Source organism: Chitinophaga sp. 01L420, from assembly GCF_056399985.1.
Window position 1 is genome coordinate 207,612 of record NZ_JBFTSK010000001.1, and the last position, 25,073, is coordinate 232,684.

A 25,073-nucleotide genomic window follows, 5' to 3' on the forward strand; every position below is an offset into this window, starting at 1 on the left:
CCTGAATGGATCACAGCAATGGCTGTCCATTCAGGCTATTATTTTTAAAAGGTCAGGAGTTAAACCAACGCTATACAGGCCACGGGTTCTGGTAGGTGGAGTTATTCAACTTCACTTCCCGGGATGACAGGGTTAACTGAATCTGTAAGGGTTGCTCATTGTTAGAATTAAACAGTTCTGAATACGCTACGCAATAAGCATCCGTAAACTTCAGCTCCTTTAGCCTGGACATGGAGTCGCGCCGGAAGAAGGTTATGCTGCCATTTTTTGTTTGGGTATTGGAGATCATCCAGTCAAACAAACTGGTTTCCCCGGCAGACTCTATCAGTAAATCAATGGAACCTCCTTTTGGGCGGGCAGCAGGCTTTCCATTATGGTCTGTGTTTTGGGTAAATGAAAACCTACATTCGAGGACATTCATTTCTTCCCCATCGATGTTGAGAACAGCTTTAAAAGACATAACTTATCTGGTTAACAAGCCCGTTGCAAGGCGCAACAGACAGGCACAAAAATATGGTATACAGAATGAAAATACACTTTTCTGTTTACATGCAGAAAAATGACGGGTTATTTTTTCCGATACCGCCAAAATGCCTATCTGCAATACCTTTCAGCGCACCAATGATATAATATATAATATCTATATAAGGTCAAATGCCTGCGCGAAACTGGTCAGGTCGTAACTGGATTGGGCCCCGATTTTTGCTTTAATATTGCGTCGGTGGGTAACGGCCGTTTTTTCGGAAATATTGGCTTTTGCTGCAATTTCTGCGGCACTCAGTCCCAGCGCCAGCAGGCGCAGGATTTCCTTCTCCCTCCTGGTAAGGGAGGCAAAAATATGCTGATTGCGGCGCAGGAAATTATTTTCTTCCAGCAAGCGGTTTACTTTGCTGGTCACGTGGTGTAGCGGATCAATGGGAGTAGCGCAGGTAATTACATGGGTAGGCATCCCGTTGGCATCCCGTATAAATACCCTGGTAGAGCCCAGATGCCAGGCCCAGGCCCGTGAACTCGCCATCCTTACCTGTTGAAAAAAAGTAACAGTCATATTCGCTTCTGCCGGTGCATCCAGCATAGCTACGATCTTTGGCACATAGTCTGCCACATCATGCGGATTAAAGAAGGTATCGTAATACTTTGGCCCCATTTCCCGCAGCTCATCCAGCGTAACGCCTAATTCCCTGCAGCCCCGTGGCGACATATACTCTACGTAGCTTTTCAATACATTCATGACTATTACCACTACCGGAAGTTCTTTGTCTATGGACTTTAAAGCGTTCAACTTATCATCCAGCCCGGATTCATCATTTCTAATTGCAGCGTGCTCCATCATGTACCTGATATAAATCTTGTATAGGAATTTCTCTTAGACGTTGGTTGATTACTGTGCTCCTGGAACAAATGTAGGTAAAAATAAGAAAGGGTCCCTCACGAAGAAGAGACCCTTTTTTGGGGATAGAAAATACGGTGATTGACTAAATCAGGTGGATGACTTTATAATGCGGTAATTGAAATCAGATTATTTTCACAAAGGTATGTTAAAGTATAGGGGAATCAAATACCTAATTGTGAGTATTTTTAAAAAACAAATGCACCTTCATGTTATGAAATCTACCCCGCAACATTTGCTGGAAAGTCTCTCCCACATAGCGCCCATGGACGCCGGGGCGATGGAGTTATTTTTAGATGGTGCACAACAACAGATAGTAAAAAGAGATGACTATTTACTACAGGAAGGTCATCGCTGCCACTATATCTGGTTCATTGAAACCGGCGCCTGCAGAGCATTTTACGACAATGGAAAGAAAGAAACCAACACCACATTCTACTTTGAAAATACCTTTTTAACCAATTTAAGCAGCCTGCGGAACAACGTTTCCTCGGAATATAATATCCAGGCAATGGAGGCTACTACTTTATGGAGATGGCATAAAGATGAGCTGTCCCGTCTCTACGGTATATCGCCCGGGATCGTTCTCTTTGGCCGCCAGTGGCTGGAATACCTGTTGATTACACAGGAAACACATAACGACTGGCTCAAAAAAAATAACCCGGAAGAAAGATACCAATCCATTTTAACCCATCACCCCGAACTGATACAACGTGTAACTCTTACACAACTCAGTTCCTACCTGGGCATCTCCCGGGAAACACTTAGTCGCATCCGCCGCCGGCTTCAATAAGCACAGAATGTGACGTTTGACACAATTGCGCCAACCCCGGCTGTATACCTTTGTATGGTAAAACTAACAGTCATGACTATACAACAACAGAAAGATTTCATCGGGGAGTATATCAACATCATTTGGAACCAGGGCGACACCTCCCGCCTGAACGAATTCCTTCACCCCGCATTTACCGATCATTCCATTCCCGCCAACCTGCCAGGCAATGCAGACGGGCTAAAACAATGGGTGGCCCTCACACACAGCTCCTTTGTTCCGGAAACAATTATAGAAGAACAGGTAGCTGAGGATCAGAAAAGTATGATTAAAATAACCATGCACATGAAACACATCGGAATATGGCGGGGAATATCACCCACCGGACTAACGGTAACGACTAAAGGTTACCGTTGCTTTCGACTGCAGGATAACCGGATCATCGAACATTGGGCGCTGATAGATGGCGCCGTATTGGAACAGGCACTGATGGGAACAACGCATGCATGCGCCAGATAGCTGTTAACTATTAGCCTGGTAATATAGCACTAACCGTACCATGGGTGGTATCCCAGGCGTTACCACCAGGTACTCCCGGACTGTTTACGTACAAGGTAATACTGATCACACCGTTGCGTTCATAACCTTCCCGTATAAACGAACGCATTTTTCCAAACGGCACTCCGTCTATTAATCCTAAGGCATCTATATATACTAAGCTAATTGTGTCGGTATCCGGACACCGGTTTTTCTGTTCTGAGCCACCGCATGAAGCCGGCAAATAAAACATAGGAACACAGGCGTATCCATAGTAATAGATACTTTTTCATAACGCGGCCCATGTAGCACAAATAGGAATTTAATTTACACCTTATTATAGTACTATTTTATCTTTTAATTACACTTTGATAATCATACAAAATAAGTGTACAACACACACATATACCTTTACACATCCCTATATACCTGTATTAATGGCATTATGATAAATGAAGTAAAAATTGTTTTTTACACAGGATACTATTATTTTTATGATGCTTTTTTATCATCATCCGCCATTACAATAAGTAGTCATTATTACATTATATTCCACGTAACGCCCGCTGTTCAGGCACAAACCAGGTTAATTATGCAAAGCAAATTATTAAGAGAAATCACGCCGCTGACCCAAAGCGATTGCTTCACATTATTTTCCAGGGAGAAGAAAGATTTTGATTTCCCGTTGCATTACCATGACGAATTTGAGCTAACCTTTATTCAACATGCCAGGGGAGCAAAGCGGATTATCGGGGATCATATAGAAGAAATTGGGGAACTGGAACTGGTGCTGGTTGGGCCTAATTTGCAACACGGCTGGTTTAACAACAAACATGAAGGAGGTACTATTAAAGAAATCACTATTCAGTTTCACCGCGATCTGTTTGACGATAAATTTTTACAGCGCAACCAGATGAACTTCATCAAAAATATGTTTGAGCGTTCCTTGCGGGGTATTCTTTTCTCCGCAGAAACAACCCTGCAAATCATACCTCGCCTCACTCGTTTGCCGCAGCAACAAGGTTTTGATTCCGTACTGGAGTTGATGTCAATATTGCACGATTTATCTACCAGCCGTAATATGCGTATCCTCTCTGACTCCACATTCGGTAATACGGAAACGTTTTCCTATAACAGTCGCCGGATAGAAAAAATCATGGCCTACCTCAATGCCAATTTCGATAAAAATATTTCCCTCGGAGAAGCAGCTAGGTTAGCCGCGATGACGGAAGTAGCTTTCAGCCGGTTTTTTAAAGCCCGGATTGGTAAAACGTTTGTGGACACGCTGATAGAAATCCGGCTGGGGCACGCTTCCCGCCTGTTGATTGAAACCACCCATACCGTCAATGAAATCGCTTCCAGGTGCGGATTCAATAATATCTCCAATTTCAACCGCATCTTTAAAAAGAAAAAAGATTGTACCCCTAAAGCGTTCAGACAGGCATATACTTCTTCCGGCACCCGGACTTTTGTATAAACTCATCCATAAGAATTAGTCGTGTTTATTTTACCAAATGTAAAATAAACTTGTCTTTTTGTAAGAAATACTTATCTTTATAAAAAGACCTATATCATGAAATCACGTTATTTACTACCTCATCTCTACAAGAAAATCGGAGGTATTTTATTCCTCTTGTTTCTGGCATTGTACCTGATTAGCATTAAATGGTTGAACACGGAGAAGGGCGAGTTCTCGATGGATGGTTTTGCTGATGAAGTGATCGTGACTGGCCTTGTTATCAGCTTGTTAATGATTGCCTTTTCTAAAGAAAAAAATGAAGATGAATTTATCGCTACAGTTCGCCTGGAGTCCCTACAGTGGGGCATTTACATTAACTATGGCTTGCTGGTAATTGCGACCTGGGCATTTTATGGCTTGAATTTCTTTTCAGTCATGATCTATAATATGTTTACACCCCTGGTATTTTTCATCCTTCGTTTTCACTACGTAATTATTAAAAACCGCAGAACTTTACCTTCATGAAAAACACGATAAAAGTGCAGCGGGCTATTCATAATATGACGCAGGAGGAGCTGGCGAAAAAAACCGGCGTATCCCGCCAAACCATTAACACCATTGAATCCGGAAAATATGTACCATCTACCGTACTGGCCCTGAAGATGGCAGGAATATTTAATGTATCCGTAGAAGAAATCTTCTCCCTGGAAGCGTCAGATGAATAAAGTATAAAATACTTATATCTTCTTTTTCCACTCACTAATCTTTAAAGCTTACGGTAAAGTCGTACCTTTGCGGCATTCATGCAGACTTCTACTTTATTAAAGCCGAGTTGCTACGTAAACGATGCCGCTTTTGACTGGTTGTATCCTGAAAAGATACAACAACTATCAAGACGCCACTGGACGCCGATTAGCATTGCTAAAACAGCCGCCCGTTTTCTTGCTAATGAACCTGGGAAAAAAATCCTGGATATTGGTAGCGGAGTTGGAAAATTTTGCCTGGTGGGTGCCCGTTTTTACCCCGAATCTACTTTTTTTGGTATAGAACAACGTGAAGAGTTGTATCAGCAAGCCATGGAAGCTAAAGAGGTGATGCAGGCACGTAATGCGCATTTTATTCACGGCAATTTTACGCAGACAGACTTATCGGCATACGACGGTTTTTACTTCTATAATTCCTTCTTTGAAAACCTGGTCGATCAGGATCAGATAGACGACAAAGTGGAACAATCAACAAGTTTATATAATTACTATAGCCGCTACTTATTTAAGAAGTTAGAAAGTAGTGCAAGCGGCACAAGACTCGTGACCTTTCATAGTCTTGAAGATGAGGTACCACCCTGTTACCAGCTGGTGGATACTTCTATGGATTTAATGCTCAAAATGTGGATCAGAAGATAGGAATAAGCAATAAAAATTTATTACCATGACGACAGATGAACATGCATTACTGATAGTTGCACAACTCGGTACGGCAAAGGACTACACGCAGGCAGATCAGATCCTGTCAGCAGCTGAAAAAAATCATCAACTGTTATTTAAAGACATCCTCACTTCCCTTCAGGAAAAAATAGAAAATTTATCACCGCTGGACTGCAACAGTTCACAGTGGAGCATTTATCGCTATACACTGATGTGTATACACTCCATGATGGAACCTGCCTGATTTTCAGGCACTGATAGCCAGCTTCTTGTCGATCGCAGCTACCAGCGTTTCCGGTGAAAATGATTCCTGTAAGTACAGATCAACAAATGTGTAACTGATTTCCAGTGATGGCGTAACCAGGTAGATGGCCGGCACAGGCACGTCTGCGTTTACACCGGATACAAACCCCCAAATAGGGTCTGACTCCCTGTAAATGCCTGCTTTCCTGGCAATGCGGTGTTGTGCGTCATGCACTACATCGAAAGACAATGGTCCGGGATTTACGGTGTTAAAGTGCTTTTTGTCTTCACTGGATACTACCAGCAAACGTGCGCCTGCAGCCTCAATAGCAGCATGGCTTTCCTGCAGCTGTGCAATCAAACGGTCGCCATAACCATTCCAGTGCCAGGAATAAAAAGCAATCACCAGCGGCTGCGCCGTGATATGATGCAGCGATGCTCCCTGGTCTATATGACTCAATAAAGCAGCACTATTAATAATGCGGGATTCTTCCAACAAAAATTCGGGGAAATAATTACCAGTAGACAAAGGGTTAATCTTCTCCCGGGTTCTTATAGGACTAGGGAAATTTTCCGGAGTAGGGGTCGGTAAGTAATCGGCGTATCTGTAGAGCGTTGACAGTGATGACATAATAAAGGCTTTTTTTAATGGCTGATAAAATGGCCGCTGTTATAGGTTTGGTGAATATCTTTTGCTATTATGAAACAAATATAGGGAGAATATTTTAATTACCCTACTATTCCTATAGACTATTAGTGGATTAAAATATAAATAATTGATTTCTAAAGAGATAATATTCCCATTTTTTTTATTTAATTTGAAATAAGACCGTTTACCCAAAAAAATACTGCAAGAATATGCTGCTGAAACACAGACTATCACTCAGCCAGATCTTTTCCTTTACCTGGAAAGTAGATCTCATGTTGCTGGGATGCTGTACCCTCGTGTATTTACTGGATACCTACTGGCTGGCATCACATGTATCCATCCCCGTCACCGTTTCTGCTGTATTGGGTACTGCCATCGCTTTTTTTATAGGATTTAATAACAACCAGGCCTACGACCGATGGTGGGAGGCCCGCAAAATATGGGGAGCCCTCGTAAACGATTCCCGCTCCTGGGGCCGCAGCATGCTATATTATGCCACCGCCCCCGGCGATCCGGCTACCCAGGCAGTAGTCCGTCACCTGATTTACCGCCACCTGGCATTCATTTGTGCCCTCAAAGCCTCCCTGCGCAAACGCCCGGACGATTACTACACCCGATACCTCACACAGGAAGAAATTGCAGATGTACAAAAACAAAGCAATATCCCCAATGCTCTCCTGAACATGCAAACCCGTGACCTGCAGCAACTCAGGGAATCCGGCGCCATAGACGGATTTCGTTTTATTGAGCTCAATCAGATCCTGATAAGACATTGCGATGCTATGGGACAGTCCGAAAGAATAAAAAATACCGTGTTCCCTCCCAGCTATGTATACTTCACCCAAATGTTCATCTGGTTTTATGTTATCATGAATACCCTCATGATGACCGAATCCATAGGGATGTGGGCCATCCCCTTCGGATGGATGTTTGGATTTGTATTCCATGTCACCCACCTGAATGGTATCACCCTTATGAATCCCTTTGAATTCCAGCCCCTGGCCATTCCGCTGGACAACATCTCCAGAACAATAGAAATCAACATCATAGAGCTGCTGGGAGATGAACCTGTGCCGGCACCAGTACAACCAAGACTGGACGGGCTTTATATTATGTAAAAGCGGAAAAGAAGACCTCCGGCCTTTGTCTTTAAACTGCATTAAATTGATTCTGATAATTTTAATTGCTATAAAAAGAAATAAAATCACCAGAATCAGACTGATTCTGAGCAAAGAAAAAGCGCCGAAGGCGCAGCCCATCCGCAGTAATTCCTTATTTTTACAGCTATGACGTATGACCAATTATGTAATCTATATGCCCAGTCAGTAACACTCAAGATACTCCGGGCACGTAGCGCGCCAATGATGCTGTCATTTTTTCATTACACATTCAAGGAAAAAAACCAAACGACCATTTCCAATGTGGAACTGGTAACCCGTTTATCAGATTATCTGGGCGTAACCGGTTATCAGACCACTGATGATGAAATAGACGCTACCAGCCTGCTGGAAAACGATGATGTGAAAGCCAGGAAATATATTGATCAGTGGAGCAATAAAGGCTTCCTCCGCAAATACCCTGACGACGACGGACTGGATATCCATGAACTCAGCAGCGACATGGAAAAAGTAATGCACTGGGTATCCACCCTCCAGAAACGCGAATTTGTTGGAACAGAAAGCCGCTTCAAAGATATTTTCTCTAAACTCAAAGAACTCATCGATCAGAGTAACAAAGACCCTGAACAAAGGATTCAGGAGCTGGAGAAAAAGAAATATGAAATAGAACAGGAAATAAAAGCCATCACCATCACCGGTAAAGTACAGGTGTTTGATGATACCCAGATAAAAGAAAGATTTTACGATGTAAACCGCATGTCGCGCGAACTCCTGAGCGATTTTAAAGAAGTAGAACAAAACTTTGAACAGATCACCCAGGAAATATACCGCAAACAAAGCGAAAGAGACATCGCCAAAGGCGCCCTGCTGGCTTATACACTGGACTCCTTCGAAGCCCTCCGGCAAAAGGACCAGGGCAAAAGCTTCTATTCCTTCTGGCAATTCCTCATGGATGAAAACAAGCAGGAAGAAATGCGGGAGCTCATAGAAAAATTGTACGAGCTGCTGGAAGACCGGAACATCGAATACAAAAATGACCGCTTCCTCAAAAAACTCAAACAATTCCTCCACGCCTCCGGGAAAAAAGTAATTGATGCCAACAAAAAACTGAGCGATAAACTCAGCCGGGTACTCAGCGAAAATAATCTCACCGACCACAGAAAAGCCATGGAACTCATCAATGATATCCGGCAACTGGCGTTTCAGTCGCTCGATAATCAGCCCGGTGAAGAATTTTTTATAGAGATAGAAAGCGATCCGGAAATAGACCTCCTGGACCGCTGGGAAATGGCCGATGAGAAAAAACCGAATGTGGAAGTGGAATTCCCCGATGGCATGGGCGGCACTGAATTTGACGCCAATGACCTCAACGCATTATTTAACCATTTCAATATAGACCGCGCCCTGCTGGAAGATCGCATCTCCACACAGCTGCAAAACAAAAAGCAGGTCAGCCTCAAAGAACTGGTAGACATCTATGGCGCCGAAAAAGGGCTCACAGAACTGATCACCTATTTCTCCATCGCCAGCCAGTCGGCTCACCATATCATACTGGAAACACCAGACCCGGTGATGCTGGGCAGCCGCACCATCAACATGCCCATGGTGCTGTTCACTAATTCACAAAACTAAAAACATGGCCGAGAAAAATATATCTCCCTTTGCACACGTGTTTCTAAAACTCATGCAGGGACCTGTATACGAAGAAGATAAATCTTACTGGAAAGACCTGCTCGGATGGCAGACAGAACTAAGCAAATACCTCCAGCAAACAGGTTTACAACTCATCGTCAGCGAAGCAGACGGATTTGCACGCATCGTACAACCTGAGGCAGATGAAACCACAGAAAAAGCTCTGCCCCGCCTCATGCGAAAAACCAGGCTTACCTACGAAGCTACACTACTCTGTATTGTACTCCGGGAAGCCCTCGATGAATTCGATATCCAGGGAAATGGTACCCGTCTTTTTATGACCCAAAAAGAAATCAAAGAAAGACTGGCTCTCTTCTTCAAAGAACGACACAACAAATCAAAACTGCTGAAAGATCTCAACAAACCTATCAACAGCCTGCTAAACATAGGTGTGCTGAAAATTACCCGGGAAGACGCTGCCAATAAGGAGCTACATCAATACGAGGTAAAAAGAATTATCAAAGCACTGGTTAATAACGAGAAACTGGAAGAAATAAAATCAAAATTAAAACTGCATGTCCACCCTGTTCAATAGCGATTCAAAAGAAAGTGGATTCCGGTTGCATTACCTCGAAATATACAACTGGGGCACTTTTCATAATAAAATATACCGGCTCAATACCAATGGTAACACCTCCCTGCTCACAGGCGCCAACGGTAGCGGCAAAACAACACTCATCGATGCCCTGCTGACACTACTCGTGCCCGCCGGCAAACGCTTCTATAACCAGTCATCCGGTACCGAACAACGGAAAGACCGCGGCGAAGAATCTTACTTCTGGGGCTACTACGGTAAAACATTTTCCGAAGACTCCCTCCAGTCAAAAACAGAACAACTCCGCCACAAAGAAAATAATCCGTACTCCGTACTGCTCGCATACTTTTATAACGCAGCCACCATGCACCAGATCACCCTCGCACAGGTGAGATGGCATTCCGGTGAACTCAAAAGACAATACATCGTATCTCCTCACAAACTCAATATCAATGATCATTTCGGCAATGGTAAATTTGATGTGAAAGGAGACTGGAAAAAAAGACTGCGCCTCGAATTTCCCAAAACGGAAATCACCGACAGCTTCAAAGAATACGCGGCCCTGTTCAGCAACATATTCGGCCTGAGAAGTGAAAAGGCCCTGTCTCTCTTTAACCAAACCGTAGGTATCAAAGTACTCGGCGATCTGAACACCTTTATCCGTGGACAGATGCTGGAAGAAACAGATAGTGAAAATGAATTCCTGAAACTGCGCGAAAACTACGACAGCCTGCTTACCAGCCATCGCGCCATACAGAAAGATGAAACCCAGTTGAAAATGCTGGGCCCTATCATCGATAATAAAGCGGCCTGGCAACAACTACAAGACCGCAACCGCGAACTGCAGATGCTACAGGATATCCTGCCCACCTGGTTCAACAAACAGGAAAAAGATATCCTGGAGAAAGAACTGGAAATACTGCAGAAAGAACAACAGGTCACAGGCAGTACACTCAACAGTATCAACGAACACCTGCAATCTATCAACCTCCGTAAAGACGAGCTGATAGCCCAGAAAGCCAATAACAGCGTGGACGAACAGCTGCGCTCTATTGAAAAATCCATCCACTACGAACAAAAGGCACTCGAAGCCAAACGTAACAAGATGGAAGAATATAACATGCTGGCAGACAGGCTGGAACTCGCTCCCAACCCGGACGAACAGCAGTTCCATGAAAATATTACCGGCGCTGAGCAACTGAAAGCAGGGCACGATAAACAGCTGGAAACATTACAGGAGGAAATGTTCCATCATAAAAGCAGTCTGGCTGCCGAAAGAACACAGGCATCCCGGCTGGAAGAAGAAATCGACTCCTTCCTCCACCGGAAAAATAATATCCCCTATGAACTGATCCGCATCCGTCAGCAACTGGCAGATATGCTGGAGGTACAGGAAGAAGATCTCCCTTTCGCCGGCGAACTGATCAAAGTAAAAGATGCGGAAATCCACTGGGAAAACGCCATCGAAAAGGTATTGCACAACTTCGGTCTGCGCCTCCTCGTACCCGAAGAATATATCATGGACATCAACCGGTATATCAATTCCAACAACCTGCAAACCCGCCTCGTATACCACAAAGTAGAAGAGGAGAGTTATACCATGTTGCGGATGCCTACCGAGAAAGAAAGTCTGCTGCAGAAAATAGATATCAAGCCCGGCACCCACTTCAAAGAATGGCTGCAAAACCAGCTGCTCGACCAGTTTGACTATACCTGCACAGATGATATGGCCGTATTTAACCGGTCGCGCAAAGCAGTTACTTCCAACGGACTAACGCGGCAGGCTACACGCCACGAAAAAGATGACCGTCCTAATCGTTCCCAGCAAAACAATTATGTACTGGGATGGAATAATAAAAATAAACTCCGCCTGTTAAAAGAAGAACAGGACGAATGCAATAATAATATTGCCACCATACAGCATAACATTTCGCAGCTGGAAGAAAGCCGCAAGACCGTTACCACCATCAATACACTGCTGAACGCATTTCTGTCGCTGCGCAACTACAGCGAAATCAGCTGGCAGTCACATGCCGGCGTTATCGAATCCTTTGCACGCGAAAAATCACAACTGCTGCAAACCAGCGATAAATACCAGGTGATCTGCGATCAACTGGACGATGTTATCGCACAACTGCAGGGCAAAGAAAAAGAGAAAGAAAAAACCTTACAGGAAAAGGGTAGACTGGATGATAAAGCAGCAGAAAAACTGCGTCATTTCAACCAGCTGAAAGTCAATAAACTCGATGATATCTCCCTGCAATACGTGCTGGAATACCTCACCGACCTGTCATTGACCGAACCTGCTGAAACGACCCTCGAACTGGCTTCTTACCGCAAGCGGGCAGACGACAACATGAAAGCAACCCTGCAGGATGCCATGCGCCAATCTGCTGAAAAAGAAGCCGAGATTACCCGGCAGCTCTCCGCTTTCGTAATGCCGCCTAAAGCGATTCACGATGCCTATCCTGACTGGCTCGGTGATGTCACCGATCTGCAGCCTCATGTGAAATACATCGAAGAATTTGCCTCCCTGTATGAACGTATCAAATTCCAACGCCTCATTGAACATAAAGAACGGTTCCGTAAATACATGGACACCAGCATGCTCAATGCCATCACTAACTACCGGGCATGGATATACGGACAGGAAGACCTGATCCGCGAAGTAATGGAAGACCTGAATGAACCATTACGTAACATTACCTTCAACAAAAACCCGGATACGTATCTGCAGCTGGAATGCCGTCACGTAAAGGATGTGGAAATACGCAACTTCAAAGAAAAACTCAGCAACGCTGTACCTGATTCCTACAAATATCACATGGAAAAGGATGAAGCCTATGGCGACCAGTTATTCGAAAATATAAAACTGCTCATCCATGAATTACAGCAAAATGAAGCATGGCGCCGTAAAGTAACGGATGTGCGCAATTGGCTGGACTTCGGCGCCAAAGAGTTTTATATCGCAGATAACAAGGCCTTCAAATATTATGAAGATACTGCCAGTCTTTCCGGTGGTGAAAAGGCGCAGTTTACCTATACCATCCTGGGAGCCGCTATTGCCTACCAGTTTGGTATCAACGAAGCCAACAGGCAACACCGCAGCTTACGCTTCATCACTGTGGATGAAGCATTCAGCAAACTGGATCCGGAAAAAAGTCACTACCTGATGGAATATTGCGGACAGCTAAACCTGCAGCTACTGGTAGTAACCCCATTGGATAAACTGAATATCGCTGAACCATATATTCATGCCTGTCACTTTGTAGCGAATAAAAACAAACGCGATTCAGTGGTGTATAATTTTACCATGGAAGAATACAGAGACAGGAAGAAAGAATTTGAGGCCATGGCGGTGATGTCGTAATATCATCAGCGCTTAAAAATACGATGGACTGATCCACCCGTAAAGGCAGATCAGTCCATTTTTTATGCTTACTCAATCCTGCAAACAGGCGAAACCCTGAATTACATAATAGGTTGGGCTGATAGATCCATCTGACCATTCATAATGATAAAAGCAGCGGAACCGGATAGGATTACCTGGTATCGTTTGTGATGAAGTGTAGTGAATCTGCCCCCATTCACATATGCCATTGATACACTTCTTGTTTACGGCAGTGCAGTTTAAACAGTCATCCGCCGTTTTTGTGTTTGCATGGGCTGGTGATACCTTAGCGGTAACGGCAACATTACCATCAAGCAGATGTTTCTGAGAGTGCAACACACCCATCACACCACATGCCAGTAAGGCAAGTACAAAGAACTTTTTCATAGCGTAATTTTGAGGTGAAGAGAATATTAAATGGTTAACAATGTTAAATTTCCGGGTAACAGGTTAGTATAAAAATACGCATTGTTTTTTGCAGAAATTTCCCTGGCAGCAGCTTTCTTTCACATGAGAACTAGGAAGAAATAGCTTCTTCAAAAACAAGTGGGTGGATTAACTTTTCAGCAATTTATTCTGCAACAAGTTCCTGCAACACCGGCTCGCACAATGGTTCCCTCCCCATTTGTTTTCTGCCCCATTCACTCAGCAGCATAATAAAAGGCAACAGCTCTTTGCCTGTATCAGTTAACTGATATTCTACCCGCGGAGGTACTTCCAGGTATACATGCCGGGTTAACAGGTTATCTTCTTCCAGTTCGCGCAGCACCTGTGTCAGCATCTTGGCAGTAATCCCGGTCACCAGGCGGCGTAATTCCCCATATCTCTTTATGCCGTTTCTCAACTGGTAAATAACACGGCCTTTATGCTTGCCGCCAATACGCTGAAAAGCATAATCTACTGCACAAACCGTATCGGGATAAATATTTTTTTCAGATTTCTTCATTTTTTTGGCATTGATTATCAGCAATAGTATCCAAATGGTACCTACATTCCCAAATGGTGCATACTTGTCTGATGTGAAGTTAGTACGCAATTTTGTCTCAGAAAAAATTATTCTTATGAAAGCAATACAGCAAATAGCATTCGGACTGGAAAGTTTACAACTCTCAGAAATACCTACGCCAACGCCTGCACCGCATGAGGTACTGGTAAAAATAGAAGCTGCTTCTCTTAATTACCTCGACGTAGCCCTGGCTACCGGTACCTATAGCAAAGAACTGCCGTTACCCCGTATTCCCACATCTGACGGCGCCGGAGTAGTAGCTGCCATCGGCGGCAATGTGAGCAAATGGAAAGTAGGGGACCGGGTGATGATACATTACAACCAGCTTTGGCAGAATGGACTGGCTACTCCTACCACCAATCATATCAGAACAGGCGTCAGTACACCCGGTTTGCTGGCAGAATATGCAGTCATCCCTGAATACGCATTGGTACGTACTCCTGCTAATCTTACCAGCGTAGAGGCGGCCACGTTACCCGTTGCCGGCGTTACTGCCTGGACCGGATTAATGAGCTATGCCCACATCCAACCGGGACAAACCGTGCTCACACAAGGCACTGGCGGCGTTTCTCTCTTTGCCCTGCAAATTGCACTGGCAGCAGGTGCCAGAGTAATAGCTACCAGCAGTAACCCGGAAAAATTAAAAAAGCTGCAGGCATTAGGCGCACATGAAGTCATTGACTATAAAAAATATCCAAACTGGCACGAAGAAGTAAGACGACTCACCAATGGTGCAGGCGTAGATGCCACACTGGATATTGCCGGCGCGGCCACCATCGTCAACTCTGTGAAATCTGCCGGCTTTAACAGCTTTGTAGGACTGGTAGGATTCATTGCAGGCGCGCAGTTACCGCTCGATCTTTTTACCATCGTAGGCAGCTATATCAGACTACAGGGATATTCTGTAGGTAGCTTGCAAAGCTTCGAAGCACTGGCAGCTGCAGTGGAAGTCAGTAATATTCATCCGATAATTGATAGCGTATTCCCTATTAGCAAGGCGGAAGAAGCATTCCGGCACATGGGCAGCAGTAACTATTTCGGGAAAGTAGTGATAGAAATTAACTAGTGGAGTATACATATAAACGTCCTGCGCTACGGCAGGACGTTATATCAAGTAAACCATTACACTAAAATTATTGTTTCAAGATAGTAAAAACAAGGCGATAAACCGGTTATTTACTTGTTAAGGTGATGATAACATTATATTTTTATCAATACATGACAAACATCAGTTTCATGGATATCTTCACCAACTACCTTTGCATCAATAATTTGATATTATGCCTTCCGTAGAAATACTATCCAGAATACAGTTTGCCTTTACCATTGCCTTTCACTACATCTATCCTCCCCTGAGTATAGGACTGGGGTTATGTCTTGTGATCATGGAGGGCTTGTATCTTAAAACCGGTCTTGCGCTCTATAAGGATATCACCCGATACTGGATTAAGATATTTGCGCTCATTTTTGGTATCGGTGTGGCCACCGGTATAGTGATGGAGTTTGAGTTTGGCACTAACTGGGCCACTTATTCACATTATGTAGGCGATATTTTTGGCAGCGCCCTGGCAGCAGAGGGCATCTTTGCTTTTGCCATGGAATCAGCTTTCCTGGGGGTATTGCTGTTTGGATGGAACCGGGTCAACAAAGGTGTCCATTTCTTTTCTACCTGTATGGTCGCATTAGGTTCTATTTTCTCCGCCCTTTGGATTGTTATTGCCAACTCCTGGCAACAAACACCTACCGGATTCCGCATTGAAGGCCACGATATGCAGGCCCGTGCGGTAGTAACGGATTTCTGGGAAATGGTATTTAATCCTTCTTCTGTAGATCGCTTCTCACACGTCATTATTGGTTCTTTCCTGGCCGGCTCTTTTCTTGTGATGAGCGTAGCCGCCTGGTATATATTAAAACAACGTTTTATAAAACATGCGCAGGCCATGTTTAAAGTGGGCCTGGGAGTAGCGGTGATAGCTGCTTTGATGCAACTGTTCACAGGTCACCGGTCAGCACATTATGTGAGTAAATACCAGCCCGCTAAATTAGCAGCCATGGAAGGACACTACGATAGTTCATCCGTAGCCCCCATGTACCTGGTGGGATGGGTAGATAATAAAAATGAAAAGACAACCGGTATCAAAATCCCCGGTGGGTTATCTTTCCTTACCCATGGCAGTTTTTCTGCACCGGTGGAAGGATTGAGAGCTACCCCCAAAGAAGACCGGCCCGGCGCTGTGAATTTTGTCTTCCAGATGTATCACCTCATGATTACCATCGGTATGATACTCATAGGGCTTACGTTATTAGCTGTTTTTCTTTTATGGAGAAAGAAACTGTTCAGTCAGCGCTGGCTGATGATCATCTTCGCCTGGGCAGTTGTACTCCCACAAATCGCCAACCAGGTAGGATGGTATGCAGCAGAAGTAGGACGTCAACCCTGGGTGGTATATAAATTACTGCGCACCTCCGATGCCTTGTCCCGTAAAGTGACTGCAGACCAGGTGATGTTTTCCCTGATATTATTTACACTGGTATATATGTTGCTGTTTACCCTGTTCATCTATTTGCTGACCCGGAAAATACAGCATGGGCCAGACATTTCAGAGAATGCGGAAACTGAATTTGATGGCTATTACCATGATAACCTTACTTACCATCCTAAATCATAGCTGTATGGAAACAATACTCGGACTGGATCTGCCTACCTGGTGGTTTTTAGTGATTGGCGGATTGATCACAGGATATGGTGTACTCGATGGTTTTGACCTGGGAGCAGGTGCCTTACACCTGTTTTTTAAGAAAGAAGAAAGCCGGCGCCTGGTGCTGAATGCGATTGGACCGGTATGGGATGGTAATGAAGTATGGCTGGTGATTGCCGGCGGTGCGCTGTTTGCCGGTTTCCCGCTGGTATATGGCGTGGTATTATCTACCTTCTATATCCCTTTTATGCTATTCCTGGTAGCACTTATTTTTCGTGCTATTTCTATAGAGTTCAGGAGTAAGGAAACATGGTTATGGTGGCGTAAAATGTGGGATATCAGCTACACCGTGTCCAGTACAGGTATTACGCTCTTGCTGGGATTGGTACTGGGCAACCTGATACATGGCCTACCCATCAATAAGGAACATGAGTTTACCGGTACCCTGCTTACTTTCTTTAATCCTTATGCGATATTGATTGCATTTACCACCCTATCGTTATTCATGCTGCATGGTTCCATTTACCTGGTGATGAAAACGGAGAACAGGCTGTATACGCGGCTGACGGTGATTGTAAACAACTGTAGCAAGTTCTTCATTCTTTGTTTTATACTAACGTCAATGGCTACTCTCATTTATGTGCCGCATATGACGCATCAGTTTAAATCACAGCCCGCCTTGTTTGGACTGCCCATGCTGGCCGTGCTGATTCTATTGAACATCAAAAGGAATGTAGACGCCCGTAAATATTATACCGCGTTTTCCTACTCCTGCATTATTACGGCATGTTTACTAATCCTGTTTGCAGTTGGATTATATCCCAATATTGTGATATCTACCACTGATCCGGCGTATAGTATCAGTATCTATGCTGCGGCATCTTCCACAAAATCATTAAAAATCATGTTGCTGATTGCTGCCATTGGTACCCCTATGGTAATTGGATATACCGTTTTCCTCTTCTGGACATTCCGGGGTAAGGTGAAGTTGAATGAGATGAGCTATTAGAGCTGTTAGCTTTTAGCGGTTAGCTATTAGCTTGCCATTTGTTGGTAAATAAGCTGTAATGCTTTAGAAAGAAATATTACTCAGAAAGGTCTAACAGCTAAAAGCTAATGGCTAAAAGCTACCTAAAAAACAGGTCCCCGCAAGAAATTGCAGGGACTTACCATTTAACCTATATTCTGTACTGTAGCATTGTGTTGATGATCTCCCGAAAGTCTTCATTATCATTTTTCCGGTATCCTATCTTTTATCAGGAGATGATTATGTATTTAAGACCACGTACGTTGATTAAAGTTTAATGGTTTAAAAAAAATTTCTGAAAATAATTTCGGGAGACCGAAATTCGTACCCAGAATTACCGCTTTCATGAATCGTATTGACCGTCTAACAGCCATTCTCATACAATTACAGGGCAAAAAAATAGTAAAGGCCGCTGAAATTGCCGACCGCTTTAACATTAGCTTAAGGACGGTATACCGGGATGTAAAGGCCCTGCAGGAAGCCGGTGTGCCTATTGGGGCAGAAGCTGGTACCGGTTATTATATCGTAGAAGGCTATCATCTGCCTCCGGTCATGTTCTCCAAAGAGGAAGCCGCTGCCCTTCTTACCGGGGAAAAACTGATGGAGCAGTTCAGCGATCACAGCAACAGGAAGCAGTTTAGTCTGGCGATGGAAAAGATCCGTTCCGTACTCAGGGGCACCGAAAAGGACTACCTGGAGTCCCTGGATGAAAATATAGCCGTATTACGGTATCGCCCACCAAATCTGGAAGCCGAGCAGTTCCCTAACCGGTTTCTGTCTGATATACAGCAGGCCCTGGGCATGAACCAGGTCATCAGCATGGAATATTTCTCCATACAGGAGGAGGTGGCTACCAAAAGAGAAATAGAACCGGTAGGCATTTTCCATATGAGCGCCAACTGGCACCTGATTGCATTTTGCAGGCTCAGACAGGGGTATCGTGATTTCAGGATAGACCGGATACGTAAACTAAATGTACTACCGTCCCACTACCATAAGAACAAACACCTGTCACTACAGGACTACCTGGAGCAACAAAGGCAAAGGAATAAAGGAGATACCTACCTCATCAAAATAGCCATCGACAACGATGTGATGCGATACCTGCGGGAACAGAAATACTATTATGGCCTGATGGATGAAAAAGTGATCGGGGATAAAACGGAGCTTACTTTTCTACAATCTCACCTGGGACACTTTGCCAGATGGATGATTATGCTGGGCAACCATGCACATATCATTCAGCCACAGGAACTCAAGGAGGCTGTCGGGGAGCTGGTTACAGAGCTCCATGCACATTATTTTTAATTTTTTGAAATGCTGCTGACATAAGGTTGTCACTTCATGGCCTTTGCTTTGTATTGTTATCAAAAACAATACGACATGAAAACACTAAGCAATTGCTATGTATACCTTTTCGATGGCTATTCAGACTGGGAGCCGGCGCTGCCCATGTATGGCATAAGCAGCTTTACATATGTTAACATCGTCACCTTTTCCCTCAACGGTAAACCGGTGACTTCTGGTGGTAAACTCCTGGTACAGCCACAAGTCAGCCTGGAGCAGGCATTGGCTGCAGATATTGACCTCCTGATACTCCCCGGTGGAGCTCCCATGGAGCAAGGCGCTAATACAGAGGTGCTTCCACTTGTTCAGCAATTACTTGAAAAACAAAAAACGATAGCCGCCATTTGTGGTGCCACCGTATTACTGGCCCAACACGGTTTCCTGGATAATATCCCCCATACCAGCAACCATGCTGAAGTACTCAAGCAACTGGCACCCGCTTATAAAGGCGCGGACTTCTATGAAAACAGTCCGGCTGTAACGGCTCCGCATATCATTACCGCTGCCGGCACTGCTATGGTACCATTTACCAAAGCCATCTTTCAACATTTTGATCTACTGCAAAACGAAAAACTGAAGTTTTGGTTTGGCTTCTTTGATGCCAGTAGTACTGATACCGAGATGGGCGCTACACAACCGTTTCATTTCTTCTATCGCCGCTACGAGATTAACTATGCCGGTATGCTGGAGCTGGTGCGTTCCGCCATCAAAGTGGTATATCAGCAAGCAGTGGAAGCCGGTCTGGAAATATGCGGCAGTCCGCAATGGCATTATCATGGCTTCGATGGACAACCAGATACCGTGTTCACCCTGGATATTGGTTTGCCGGTGACCGAAGTAAAAACGGTTGCAGCTCCATGGCAATGTGAAACACTGCCGCCTTTCAAATGTGTAGGTATGCAACACCATGGCTCCTGGGACCTGTTAGCCAACACCTATGGTAAACTATTTACCGGCATGGAAATGCTGGGCTTACAGATGAATGGTTATACCCGGGAACAATACCTGCAATACAACTTTGAGCATCCGGAGCAAAATATCACCAACGTGCAGATTGGAATAATATAGTCTGGTAATGGGTGCAGGAACGGGCGCCTGCACCCATTATTTGCCACTAACAAAGTGAATTCAACCTTTCACAAATGAAAACTTATATCAACCTGGGATGGTTGCTCCTGATCACATTTGTTTTTGATATACAGCTAACACTAACAAACATGAATAAACTGGATTTAACGAAAGCATTCAAACGCTATTATACAGCTGTGAATGCACCCGAACTGGTTACTATAGAAAAAGGACTTTTTGTTACTATAATGGGCAAGGGAGATCCCAACAGTGCCGTATTTGGAGAAGTTACCGCAGCTTTGTATGCGGTAGCTTACGGCATCAAATTCAACAGCAAACAAAAGGGATTGGATTTTACCGTCAGCAAACTGGAAGGCTTCTGGTGGGTAGATGACCACACTGCAGACCCATTGCAGGTACCACGGGATCAATGGAATTATGAACTGGCTATCCGACTGCCGGACGAAATCACCCGCCAGCAATTTTCTGAATCAGTATTGGCAGCAGAGAAGAAAAAGAAATCGACTTATATCCGCCAGGTAGATTTTAAACACATGGAAGAAGGCTTGTGCGTGCAAATGCTGCATACAGGACCTTTTAGTGAAGAACCAGTATCACTGAAGAAAATGGACGACTTTATGCATCAGCAGGGTTTGCAGATGAATGGGCGGCATCATGAAGTTTACTTGTCTGATTTCAGAAAAACGGCACCTGAAAAGCTAAAAACAATATTAAGGCACCCGGTGAAGAAGTAGGGGTATAATAAGGTCATTTCCTGGGAAGTCCTATATCAAATTTACTCAAGATAGCTTATAGCCGGAAGCGAATAGCTGACGGCTTTTTTTAGTCCCCCAGCCCCAGTTGTATAATGGCCTGTTGGGCAGCAATCTGGCTGGCGTCTTTTTTATTGAAGGCTTTGCCACTACAGATCAGTTCTCCATCTACTACAGCACCTACAGTAAAGATGCGCCGGCCATTATCCATTTGTTCTTCGAGTAATTCGAATTCCAACGTTTTGCCATTTTTATTGGCCCAGCCGTATAGTTTGTTTTTGTGGTTCATTTCCACGGTTTCCAGCAGTTCCATATCGATATAAGGCATAATAATGCGCTTATGAACGAACTGTTGGGTTTTATTGTAACCGCGGTCCAGGTAAACGGCGCCAACGAGGGCTTCCAGGGTGTTACCGAATATCTGGCTGATCTTGAGAAAGCTGTTGTATTTATCGTAGATAGTAAGCTTGCGCAACCCCATCTTGATAGCGATATCATTTAACTGTTGCCGGTTAACGATCTTGGAGCGCATCTCTGTTAAATATCCTTCTGTTTTATAGGGATACTTTTTAAAGAGATAATCTCCCACAATGGCGCCGAGAATGGCGTCACCGAGGTATTCCAGCCTTTCGTTGCTTTCCAGGAATTTTTCTTTACTGGAACGATGGCTTAGGGCCACTTCATAAAGGGCAAAGTTACCTGGCGGAAATCCCAGCAGGTTGTGCAGCTCTTTATATAAGTGCCGTTTTTTGGAAACAAGTCGATATAAAAAACCTGGCAGTAAATTCACACAATCAAGATCAAGGAACGAATTTTTTGAAAATAACGGAGGCATTATGTCCCCCAAAACCAAAGGTATTGGATAATGCAGCGCTTACTTCTCTCTTTTGTGCAATATTAAAAGTAAAATTCAGGTTCGGGTCTAACTGCGGGTCGTCAGTAAAATGGTTGATCGTAGGAGGAACTATGCCATCGAGGATAGACATAATTACGGCTATAGATTCAACGGCACCGGCTGCCCCGAGTAAGTGACCTGTCATGGATTTGGTAGAGCTGATGTTCATTTTGTAAGCATGCTCTCCAAAAACTCCCTGAATGGCTTTTACTTCGGCAATATCTCCCAACGGAGTGGAAGTACCGTGAACGTTGATATAATCGATTTCGCTGGCCTGCATTCCGGCATCTGCCAAAGCATTCCGCATTACATTTAAAGCACCTAATCCTTCCGGATGTGGGGCTGTGATGTGATACGCATCTGCGGTAGCGCCGCCACCGGCTAGCTCTGCATATATCCTGGCACCTCTTTCCTGGGCATGTTCTAATGACTCCAGTACAAGGGCACCAGCTCCTTCTCCCATCACAAAACCATCACGGTCAAGGTCAAAGGGTCGGGAAGCAGTTTTAGGATCATCATTCCTTTCCGACAAGGCCTTCATGGCGTTAAACCCGCCAACACAAGGCTCATTGATTACATTTTCTGACCCACCGGTAATTACCATATCGGTTTTACCATAGCGGATACTGTACATCGCCTCTATAATTGCATTGGTTGCAGATGCACAGGCGGATACCACAGAAAAATTAGGCCCCCTGAAACCATGGCGGATAGAAATATACCCGGCCGCAATATCAAGAATAAGCCTCGGAATTAGAAAAGGGCTGAAACGGGGCGTACCATCCCCGGTATGGAACTCTCTCAGTTCATGACTGAAATTGATCATACCTCCAACACCAGTGCCCCATATCACTCCAACACGATCAGCATTGATCTTGTCTTTATTGATATTGGCGTCTAGTATCGCCTGATCTGCGGCAATTACAGCCGTTTGTGTAAAGGGGTCCATCTTACGGGCCTCCTTTTTGTCCAGGTAGTTAGCAGGATCAAAATTTTTCAGTTCACAAGCAAAACGAGTTTTAAACTTGGAAGCATCAAATTGCTTGATAAAATCCGCGCCGGATACACCGTTCGTCAATCCGTGCCAAAAATCAGCTACGGAATTGCCGAGCGGTGTAAGAGCGCCTAAACCTGTAACGACAACTCGTCTTGGTTGCATTAAAACAATTCTGATTAGGAGGATTATTTTACATGTTCTTCCAGGTAAGCAACTGCCTGGCCAACAGTAGTAATAGTTTCAGCTTGTTCGTCAGGAATGGAGATGTTGAATTCTTTTTCGAATTCCATAATCAGTTCTACCGTATCCAAAGAGTCAGCGCCTAAGTCATTGGTGAAGCTGGCTTCAGGAGTTACCTCGGCTTCGTCAACGCCCAATTTGTCAATGATGATCTTTTTAACTCTTGATGCAATGTCTGACATAATTTTAAGTGTTTTTGGTTTAAAACTTGACTGCAAAAATATAATTTTTATTGAATTGCCAACAGATAGCCCGAATTTTAAAGGCGCCCCAATAGGACCAATCCCACCAAACCCAGTACAGTAAACATATTCATTGCTTTGTTAATAAAAGAATTTATATATTTTTGATCCTGGCAGGTTTACAGATTTGCATATTTTACCACAAAAGTCGCCTTTTTCGGGACAAATACGCCAATCTCTCAAATCCAAAATATATAAATCTGAAAATATATCCATTCAACCGGCTATATCGCCACTTATCTAAAGCATTAACGCTATTTAACAGTCGCCCGGAGCTTTCAGCCCCCTCAATGCTTAAATTTGTCCGGCTTATGACATAAGTAGCTATACTTTACCCTGTATCCTGCTTCCAGGTACTGTATTCGCTACCTTTTTTTTGCTAAACACTAACAGCCAGGGACTAACAGCTATAAAAACACATATAAAAAGATATGGCCATCACCAAAAAGACCGTTCGCTCAATAGTAATATTGGCCGCTGCCGGTATCGTCATCTTCCTCGTTTATAAGAAAATAGCCGGCAACAAGTCTGCCGGAGAACCCGGTGCAGCCGCTGCTGCCAAAGGAGGCAGTGCCAAAACCCTCCTGACAGACGCCTGGGTAGTGAAAACATCCCGACTCGATCAATCTATTGAAGCAAGCGGCACCTTGCAAAGCAATGAAGAAGTAGAAGTGAAACCAGAAATCAACGGCCGTATCATACATCTTTACTTTAAAGAAGGCACCTCCGTTAAAAGAGGAGATCTCCTCGTAAAACTCTACGATGAAGACCTCAAAGCCCAGCTTCAAAAACTCAAATTACAGCAGCAATTGTCCAAAACAACCCTGGAACGCCAGGAAAACCTGCTTAAAATAAATGGAATCAGCCAACAGGATGTAGATGTAACCCGTAACCAGGTAAGCGCCTACGGAGCAGATATGGATTATACCCAAACCCAGCTACAGAAAACAGAACTGCGGGCTCCCTTCAGCGGGAAACTCGGTTTGCGTAACGTCAGCGAAGGCGCCATCGTTTCTTCTGCCACCATTATTACTACCCTCCAACAAATAGATCCCCTGAAAATGGACTTCTCCGTTGCAGAAAAATACCGCAACACCATCAAAAACGGAGACCAGGTAAATTTTTATGTGGCCGGAGATAATAAAGAATATAAAGGCAGCATTTATGCCATTGACCCCAAAATAGACCTGACCACCCGTACCGTAAAACTCCGCGCCATCGTTCCTAATAACAATGGTATACTGTTCCCGGGATCCTTCGCTAAAGTAAAAATTGTATTAAAAGATATGCCGGAAGCCATGATGATCCCCTCACAGGCGGTTATCCCAGGCACCCGCGATAAGAAAGTGATCATTGCAGATAGCGGAAAAGCCAAATTTGTAGTAGTAGAAACCGGCCTGCGTACAGAGAGCAGCGTACAAATCACCACCGGACTACAACCCGGCGATACCGTTATTACTACAGGTATCCTCCAGCTGAAGCCCGGCATGCCGCTGAAGTATAATAAGATACAATAATGAAAAATTACGAATTAGGAATTACGAATTACGGATTTGTGGGGAGATCAGG

At 44.2% G+C, this 25,073-nt stretch carries 27 protein-coding genes; 18 read left to right on the forward strand and 9 right to left on the reverse strand.

Annotated features, from left to right (window positions below; translation table 11 throughout):
• Window positions 1-70 precede the first annotated feature (70 nt).
• Entirely contained in the window at window positions 71-460 is a 390-nt protein-coding gene (tssD, locus tag AC1DP6_RS00950; protein ID WP_133806803.1) for a type VI secretion system tube protein TssD, read from the reverse strand.
• 180 nt (window positions 461-640) lie between these two features.
• The gene (locus AC1DP6_RS00955) at window positions 641-1,333 is read right to left on the reverse strand and encodes a helix-turn-helix transcriptional regulator (protein WP_477053196.1); all 693 of its coding nucleotides are present in this window, start codon (window positions 1,331-1,333) and stop codon (window positions 641-643) included.
• A gap of 271 nt (window positions 1,334-1,604) precedes the next feature.
• Between AC1DP6_RS00955 and AC1DP6_RS00960 the strand changes: the two genes are divergently transcribed.
• Together AC1DP6_RS00960 and AC1DP6_RS00965 are read left to right on the forward strand one after the other, a co-directional pair.
• Window positions 1,605-2,183, forward strand: a complete 579-nt coding sequence (locus AC1DP6_RS00960; protein ID WP_477053197.1) for a Crp/Fnr family transcriptional regulator — start codon at window positions 1,605-1,607, stop codon at window positions 2,181-2,183.
• A gap of 72 nt (window positions 2,184-2,255) precedes the next feature.
• A complete protein-coding gene (locus tag AC1DP6_RS00965; protein WP_477053198.1) occupies window positions 2,256-2,681 on the forward strand; it encodes an ester cyclase in 426 nt (141 codons plus the stop codon).
• A 10-nt stretch (window positions 2,682-2,691) separates the two neighbouring features.
• Here AC1DP6_RS00965 and AC1DP6_RS00970 read toward each other — a convergent pair whose 3' ends face one another.
• Window positions 2,692-2,844, reverse strand: a complete 153-nt coding sequence (locus AC1DP6_RS00970) for a hypothetical protein (RefSeq protein ID WP_477053199.1) — start codon at window positions 2,842-2,844, stop codon at window positions 2,692-2,694.
• A 447-nt stretch (window positions 2,845-3,291) separates the two neighbouring features.
• Here AC1DP6_RS00970 and AC1DP6_RS00975 point away from each other — a divergent pair, with 447 nt between their 5' ends.
• The 5 genes from AC1DP6_RS00975 to AC1DP6_RS00995 all read left to right on the forward strand — a co-directional run bounded on the left by AC1DP6_RS00975 (window position 3,292) and on the right by AC1DP6_RS00995 (window position 5,826).
• Entirely contained in the window at window positions 3,292-4,176 is an 885-nt protein-coding gene (locus AC1DP6_RS00975; protein ID WP_477053200.1) for a helix-turn-helix domain-containing protein, read from the forward strand.
• Window positions 4,177-4,272: 96 nt separating this feature from the next.
• Complete coding sequence (locus AC1DP6_RS00980; protein WP_477053201.1) at window positions 4,273-4,683, forward strand: hypothetical protein; 411 nt, start codon at window positions 4,273-4,275, stop codon at window positions 4,681-4,683.
• Window positions 4,680-4,883, forward strand: a complete 204-nt coding sequence (locus tag AC1DP6_RS00985) for a helix-turn-helix transcriptional regulator (protein WP_477053202.1) — start codon at window positions 4,680-4,682, stop codon at window positions 4,881-4,883. Before AC1DP6_RS00980 ends, AC1DP6_RS00985 begins: the two co-directional genes overlap by 4 nt.
• A gap of 78 nt (window positions 4,884-4,961) precedes the next feature.
• Window positions 4,962-5,561 (forward strand): methyltransferase domain-containing protein, encoded by a 600-nt coding sequence (locus AC1DP6_RS00990; protein ID WP_477053203.1) that lies wholly within the window; start codon window positions 4,962-4,964, stop codon window positions 5,559-5,561.
• A gap of 25 nt (window positions 5,562-5,586) precedes the next feature.
• A complete protein-coding gene (locus AC1DP6_RS00995) occupies window positions 5,587-5,826 on the forward strand; it encodes a hypothetical protein (protein WP_441573174.1) in 240 nt (79 codons plus the stop codon).
• Window positions 5,827-5,829: 3 nt separating this feature from the next.
• On the opposite strand, the gene AC1DP6_RS01000 is transcribed toward AC1DP6_RS00995, so the two are convergent.
• A complete protein-coding gene (locus AC1DP6_RS01000; RefSeq protein ID WP_477053204.1) occupies window positions 5,830-6,456 on the reverse strand; it encodes a redoxin domain-containing protein in 627 nt (208 codons plus the stop codon).
• 227 nt (window positions 6,457-6,683) lie between these two features.
• Between AC1DP6_RS01000 and AC1DP6_RS01005 the strand changes: the two genes are divergently transcribed.
• The 4 genes from AC1DP6_RS01005 (at window position 6,684) to AC1DP6_RS01020 (ending at window position 13,189) form a co-directional block, all read left to right on the forward strand.
• A complete protein-coding gene (locus AC1DP6_RS01005; RefSeq protein WP_477053205.1) occupies window positions 6,684-7,592 on the forward strand; it encodes a bestrophin family protein in 909 nt (302 codons plus the stop codon).
• Between the two features lie 168 nt (window positions 7,593-7,760).
• A complete protein-coding gene (locus AC1DP6_RS01010) occupies window positions 7,761-9,224 on the forward strand; it encodes a DUF3375 domain-containing protein (RefSeq protein ID WP_441573171.1) in 1,464 nt (487 codons plus the stop codon).
• 4 nt (window positions 9,225-9,228) lie between these two features.
• Window positions 9,229-9,819 (forward strand): DUF4194 domain-containing protein, encoded by a 591-nt coding sequence (locus AC1DP6_RS01015; RefSeq protein ID WP_441573170.1) that lies wholly within the window; start codon window positions 9,229-9,231, stop codon window positions 9,817-9,819.
• Window positions 9,800-13,189 carry an ATP-binding protein gene (locus AC1DP6_RS01020; RefSeq protein ID WP_477053206.1) on the forward strand — a complete coding sequence of 1,130 codons (3,390 nt, stop codon included), beginning with the start codon at window positions 9,800-9,802 and terminating at the stop codon, window positions 13,187-13,189. The genes AC1DP6_RS01015 and AC1DP6_RS01020 overlap by 20 nt, the downstream gene beginning before the upstream one ends.
• 72 nt (window positions 13,190-13,261) lie before the next feature.
• Here the strand turns inward: AC1DP6_RS01020 and AC1DP6_RS01025 are convergent, their stop codons facing one another.
• Both AC1DP6_RS01025 and AC1DP6_RS01030 read right to left on the reverse strand, forming a co-directional pair.
• Window positions 13,262-13,597 carry a hypothetical protein gene (locus AC1DP6_RS01025; RefSeq protein WP_477053207.1) on the reverse strand — a complete coding sequence of 112 codons (336 nt, stop codon included), beginning with the start codon at window positions 13,595-13,597 and terminating at the stop codon, window positions 13,262-13,264.
• Window positions 13,598-13,781: 184 nt separating this feature from the next.
• Window positions 13,782-14,156 (reverse strand): winged helix-turn-helix transcriptional regulator, encoded by a 375-nt coding sequence (locus tag AC1DP6_RS01030; protein ID WP_477023429.1) that lies wholly within the window; start codon window positions 14,154-14,156, stop codon window positions 13,782-13,784.
• Between the two features lie 115 nt (window positions 14,157-14,271).
• On the opposite strand from AC1DP6_RS01030, the gene AC1DP6_RS01035 reads away from it, so the two are divergent.
• The 6 genes from AC1DP6_RS01035 (at window position 14,272) to AC1DP6_RS01060 (ending at window position 21,112) form a co-directional block, all read left to right on the forward strand.
• Window positions 14,272-15,282: a zinc-dependent alcohol dehydrogenase family protein gene (locus AC1DP6_RS01035; protein ID WP_477053208.1), complete on the forward strand. Its 1,011-nt coding sequence runs from the start codon at window positions 14,272-14,274 to the stop codon at window positions 15,280-15,282.
• Window positions 15,283-15,496: 214 nt separating this feature from the next.
• A complete protein-coding gene (locus AC1DP6_RS01040) occupies window positions 15,497-16,885 on the forward strand; it encodes a cytochrome ubiquinol oxidase subunit I (RefSeq protein WP_477053209.1) in 1,389 nt (462 codons plus the stop codon).
• Between the two features lie 4 nt (window positions 16,886-16,889).
• Window positions 16,890-17,924, forward strand: coding sequence for a cytochrome d ubiquinol oxidase subunit II (gene cydB, locus AC1DP6_RS01045; RefSeq protein ID WP_441573164.1), 1,035 nt, complete (start codon window positions 16,890-16,892; stop codon window positions 17,922-17,924).
• Between the two features lie 363 nt (window positions 17,925-18,287).
• Window positions 18,288-19,250 (forward strand): helix-turn-helix transcriptional regulator, encoded by a 963-nt coding sequence (locus AC1DP6_RS01050; RefSeq protein ID WP_477053210.1) that lies wholly within the window; start codon window positions 18,288-18,290, stop codon window positions 19,248-19,250.
• 75 nt (window positions 19,251-19,325) lie between these two features.
• Window positions 19,326-20,357: a DJ-1/PfpI family protein gene (locus AC1DP6_RS01055; RefSeq protein ID WP_477053211.1), complete on the forward strand. Its 1,032-nt coding sequence runs from the start codon at window positions 19,326-19,328 to the stop codon at window positions 20,355-20,357.
• Window positions 20,358-20,431: 74 nt separating this feature from the next.
• Window positions 20,432-21,112, forward strand: coding sequence for a GyrI-like domain-containing protein (locus AC1DP6_RS01060; protein ID WP_477053212.1), 681 nt, complete (start codon window positions 20,432-20,434; stop codon window positions 21,110-21,112).
• 88 nt (window positions 21,113-21,200) lie between these two features.
• On the opposite strand, the gene rnc is transcribed toward AC1DP6_RS01060, so the two are convergent.
• Genes rnc through AC1DP6_RS01075 form a run of 3 tightly spaced genes read right to left on the reverse strand, consistent with a single transcriptional unit; the run spans window position 21,201 to window position 23,444 of the window.
• Window positions 21,201-21,920, reverse strand: a complete 720-nt coding sequence (rnc, locus tag AC1DP6_RS01065; RefSeq protein WP_331964734.1) for a ribonuclease III — start codon at window positions 21,918-21,920, stop codon at window positions 21,201-21,203.
• Between the two features lie 10 nt (window positions 21,921-21,930).
• Window positions 21,931-23,184, reverse strand: coding sequence for a beta-ketoacyl-ACP synthase II (gene fabF / locus AC1DP6_RS01070; protein WP_477053213.1), 1,254 nt, complete (start codon window positions 23,182-23,184; stop codon window positions 21,931-21,933).
• Between the two features lie 23 nt (window positions 23,185-23,207).
• A complete protein-coding gene (locus AC1DP6_RS01075) occupies window positions 23,208-23,444 on the reverse strand; it encodes an acyl carrier protein (RefSeq protein ID WP_012788038.1) in 237 nt (78 codons plus the stop codon).
• Between the two features lie 491 nt (window positions 23,445-23,935).
• On the opposite strand from AC1DP6_RS01075, the gene AC1DP6_RS01080 reads away from it, so the two are divergent.
• Window positions 23,936-25,021, forward strand: coding sequence for an efflux RND transporter periplasmic adaptor subunit (locus AC1DP6_RS01080; protein ID WP_477053214.1), 1,086 nt, complete (start codon window positions 23,936-23,938; stop codon window positions 25,019-25,021).
• Window positions 25,022-25,073 lie beyond the last annotated feature (52 nt).

Excerpts from the sequence above, each read along its gene's own strand:
- tssD (WP_133806803.1), bottom strand. The coding sequence starts at position 460 with ATGTCTTTTAAAGCTGTTCTCAACATCGATGGGGAAGAAATGAATGTC.
- AC1DP6_RS00955 (WP_477053196.1), bottom strand. The coding sequence starts at position 1,333 with ATGATGGAGCACGCTGCAATTAGAAATGATGAATCCGGGCTGGATGAT.
- AC1DP6_RS00960 (WP_477053197.1), top strand. The coding sequence starts at position 1,605 with ATGAAATCTACCCCGCAACATTTGCTGGAAAGTCTCTCCCACATAGCG.
- AC1DP6_RS00965 (WP_477053198.1), top strand. The coding sequence starts at position 2,256 with ATGACTATACAACAACAGAAAGATTTCATCGGGGAGTATATCAACATC.
- AC1DP6_RS00975 (WP_477053200.1), top strand. The coding sequence starts at position 3,292 with ATGCAAAGCAAATTATTAAGAGAAATCACGCCGCTGACCCAAAGCGAT.
- AC1DP6_RS00980 (WP_477053201.1), top strand. The coding sequence starts at position 4,273 with ATGAAATCACGTTATTTACTACCTCATCTCTACAAGAAAATCGGAGGT.
- AC1DP6_RS00985 (WP_477053202.1), top strand. The coding sequence starts at position 4,680 with ATGAAAAACACGATAAAAGTGCAGCGGGCTATTCATAATATGACGCAG.
- AC1DP6_RS00990 (WP_477053203.1), top strand. The coding sequence starts at position 4,962 with ATGCAGACTTCTACTTTATTAAAGCCGAGTTGCTACGTAAACGATGCC.
- AC1DP6_RS00995 (WP_441573174.1), top strand. The coding sequence starts at position 5,587 with ATGACGACAGATGAACATGCATTACTGATAGTTGCACAACTCGGTACG.
- AC1DP6_RS01000 (WP_477053204.1), bottom strand. The coding sequence starts at position 6,456 with ATGTCATCACTGTCAACGCTCTACAGATACGCCGATTACTTACCGACC.
- AC1DP6_RS01005 (WP_477053205.1), top strand. The coding sequence starts at position 6,684 with ATGCTGCTGAAACACAGACTATCACTCAGCCAGATCTTTTCCTTTACC.
- AC1DP6_RS01010 (WP_441573171.1), top strand. The coding sequence starts at position 7,761 with ATGACGTATGACCAATTATGTAATCTATATGCCCAGTCAGTAACACTC.
- AC1DP6_RS01015 (WP_441573170.1), top strand. The coding sequence starts at position 9,229 with ATGGCCGAGAAAAATATATCTCCCTTTGCACACGTGTTTCTAAAACTC.
- AC1DP6_RS01020 (WP_477053206.1), top strand. The coding sequence starts at position 9,800 with ATGTCCACCCTGTTCAATAGCGATTCAAAAGAAAGTGGATTCCGGTTG.
- AC1DP6_RS01025 (WP_477053207.1), bottom strand. The coding sequence starts at position 13,597 with ATGAAAAAGTTCTTTGTACTTGCCTTACTGGCATGTGGTGTGATGGGT.
- AC1DP6_RS01030 (WP_477023429.1), bottom strand. The coding sequence starts at position 14,156 with ATGAAGAAATCTGAAAAAAATATTTATCCCGATACGGTTTGTGCAGTA.
- AC1DP6_RS01035 (WP_477053208.1), top strand. The coding sequence starts at position 14,272 with ATGAAAGCAATACAGCAAATAGCATTCGGACTGGAAAGTTTACAACTC.
- AC1DP6_RS01040 (WP_477053209.1), top strand. The coding sequence starts at position 15,497 with ATGCCTTCCGTAGAAATACTATCCAGAATACAGTTTGCCTTTACCATT.
- cydB (WP_441573164.1), top strand. The coding sequence starts at position 16,890 with ATGGAAACAATACTCGGACTGGATCTGCCTACCTGGTGGTTTTTAGTG.
- AC1DP6_RS01050 (WP_477053210.1), top strand. The coding sequence starts at position 18,288 with ATGAATCGTATTGACCGTCTAACAGCCATTCTCATACAATTACAGGGC.
- AC1DP6_RS01055 (WP_477053211.1), top strand. The coding sequence starts at position 19,326 with ATGAAAACACTAAGCAATTGCTATGTATACCTTTTCGATGGCTATTCA.
- AC1DP6_RS01060 (WP_477053212.1), top strand. The coding sequence starts at position 20,432 with ATGAAAACTTATATCAACCTGGGATGGTTGCTCCTGATCACATTTGTT.
- fabF (WP_477053213.1), bottom strand. The coding sequence starts at position 23,184 with ATGCAACCAAGACGAGTTGTCGTTACAGGTTTAGGCGCTCTTACACCG.
- AC1DP6_RS01075 (WP_012788038.1), bottom strand. The coding sequence starts at position 23,444 with ATGTCAGACATTGCATCAAGAGTTAAAAAGATCATCATTGACAAATTG.
- AC1DP6_RS01080 (WP_477053214.1), top strand. The coding sequence starts at position 23,936 with ATGGCCATCACCAAAAAGACCGTTCGCTCAATAGTAATATTGGCCGCT.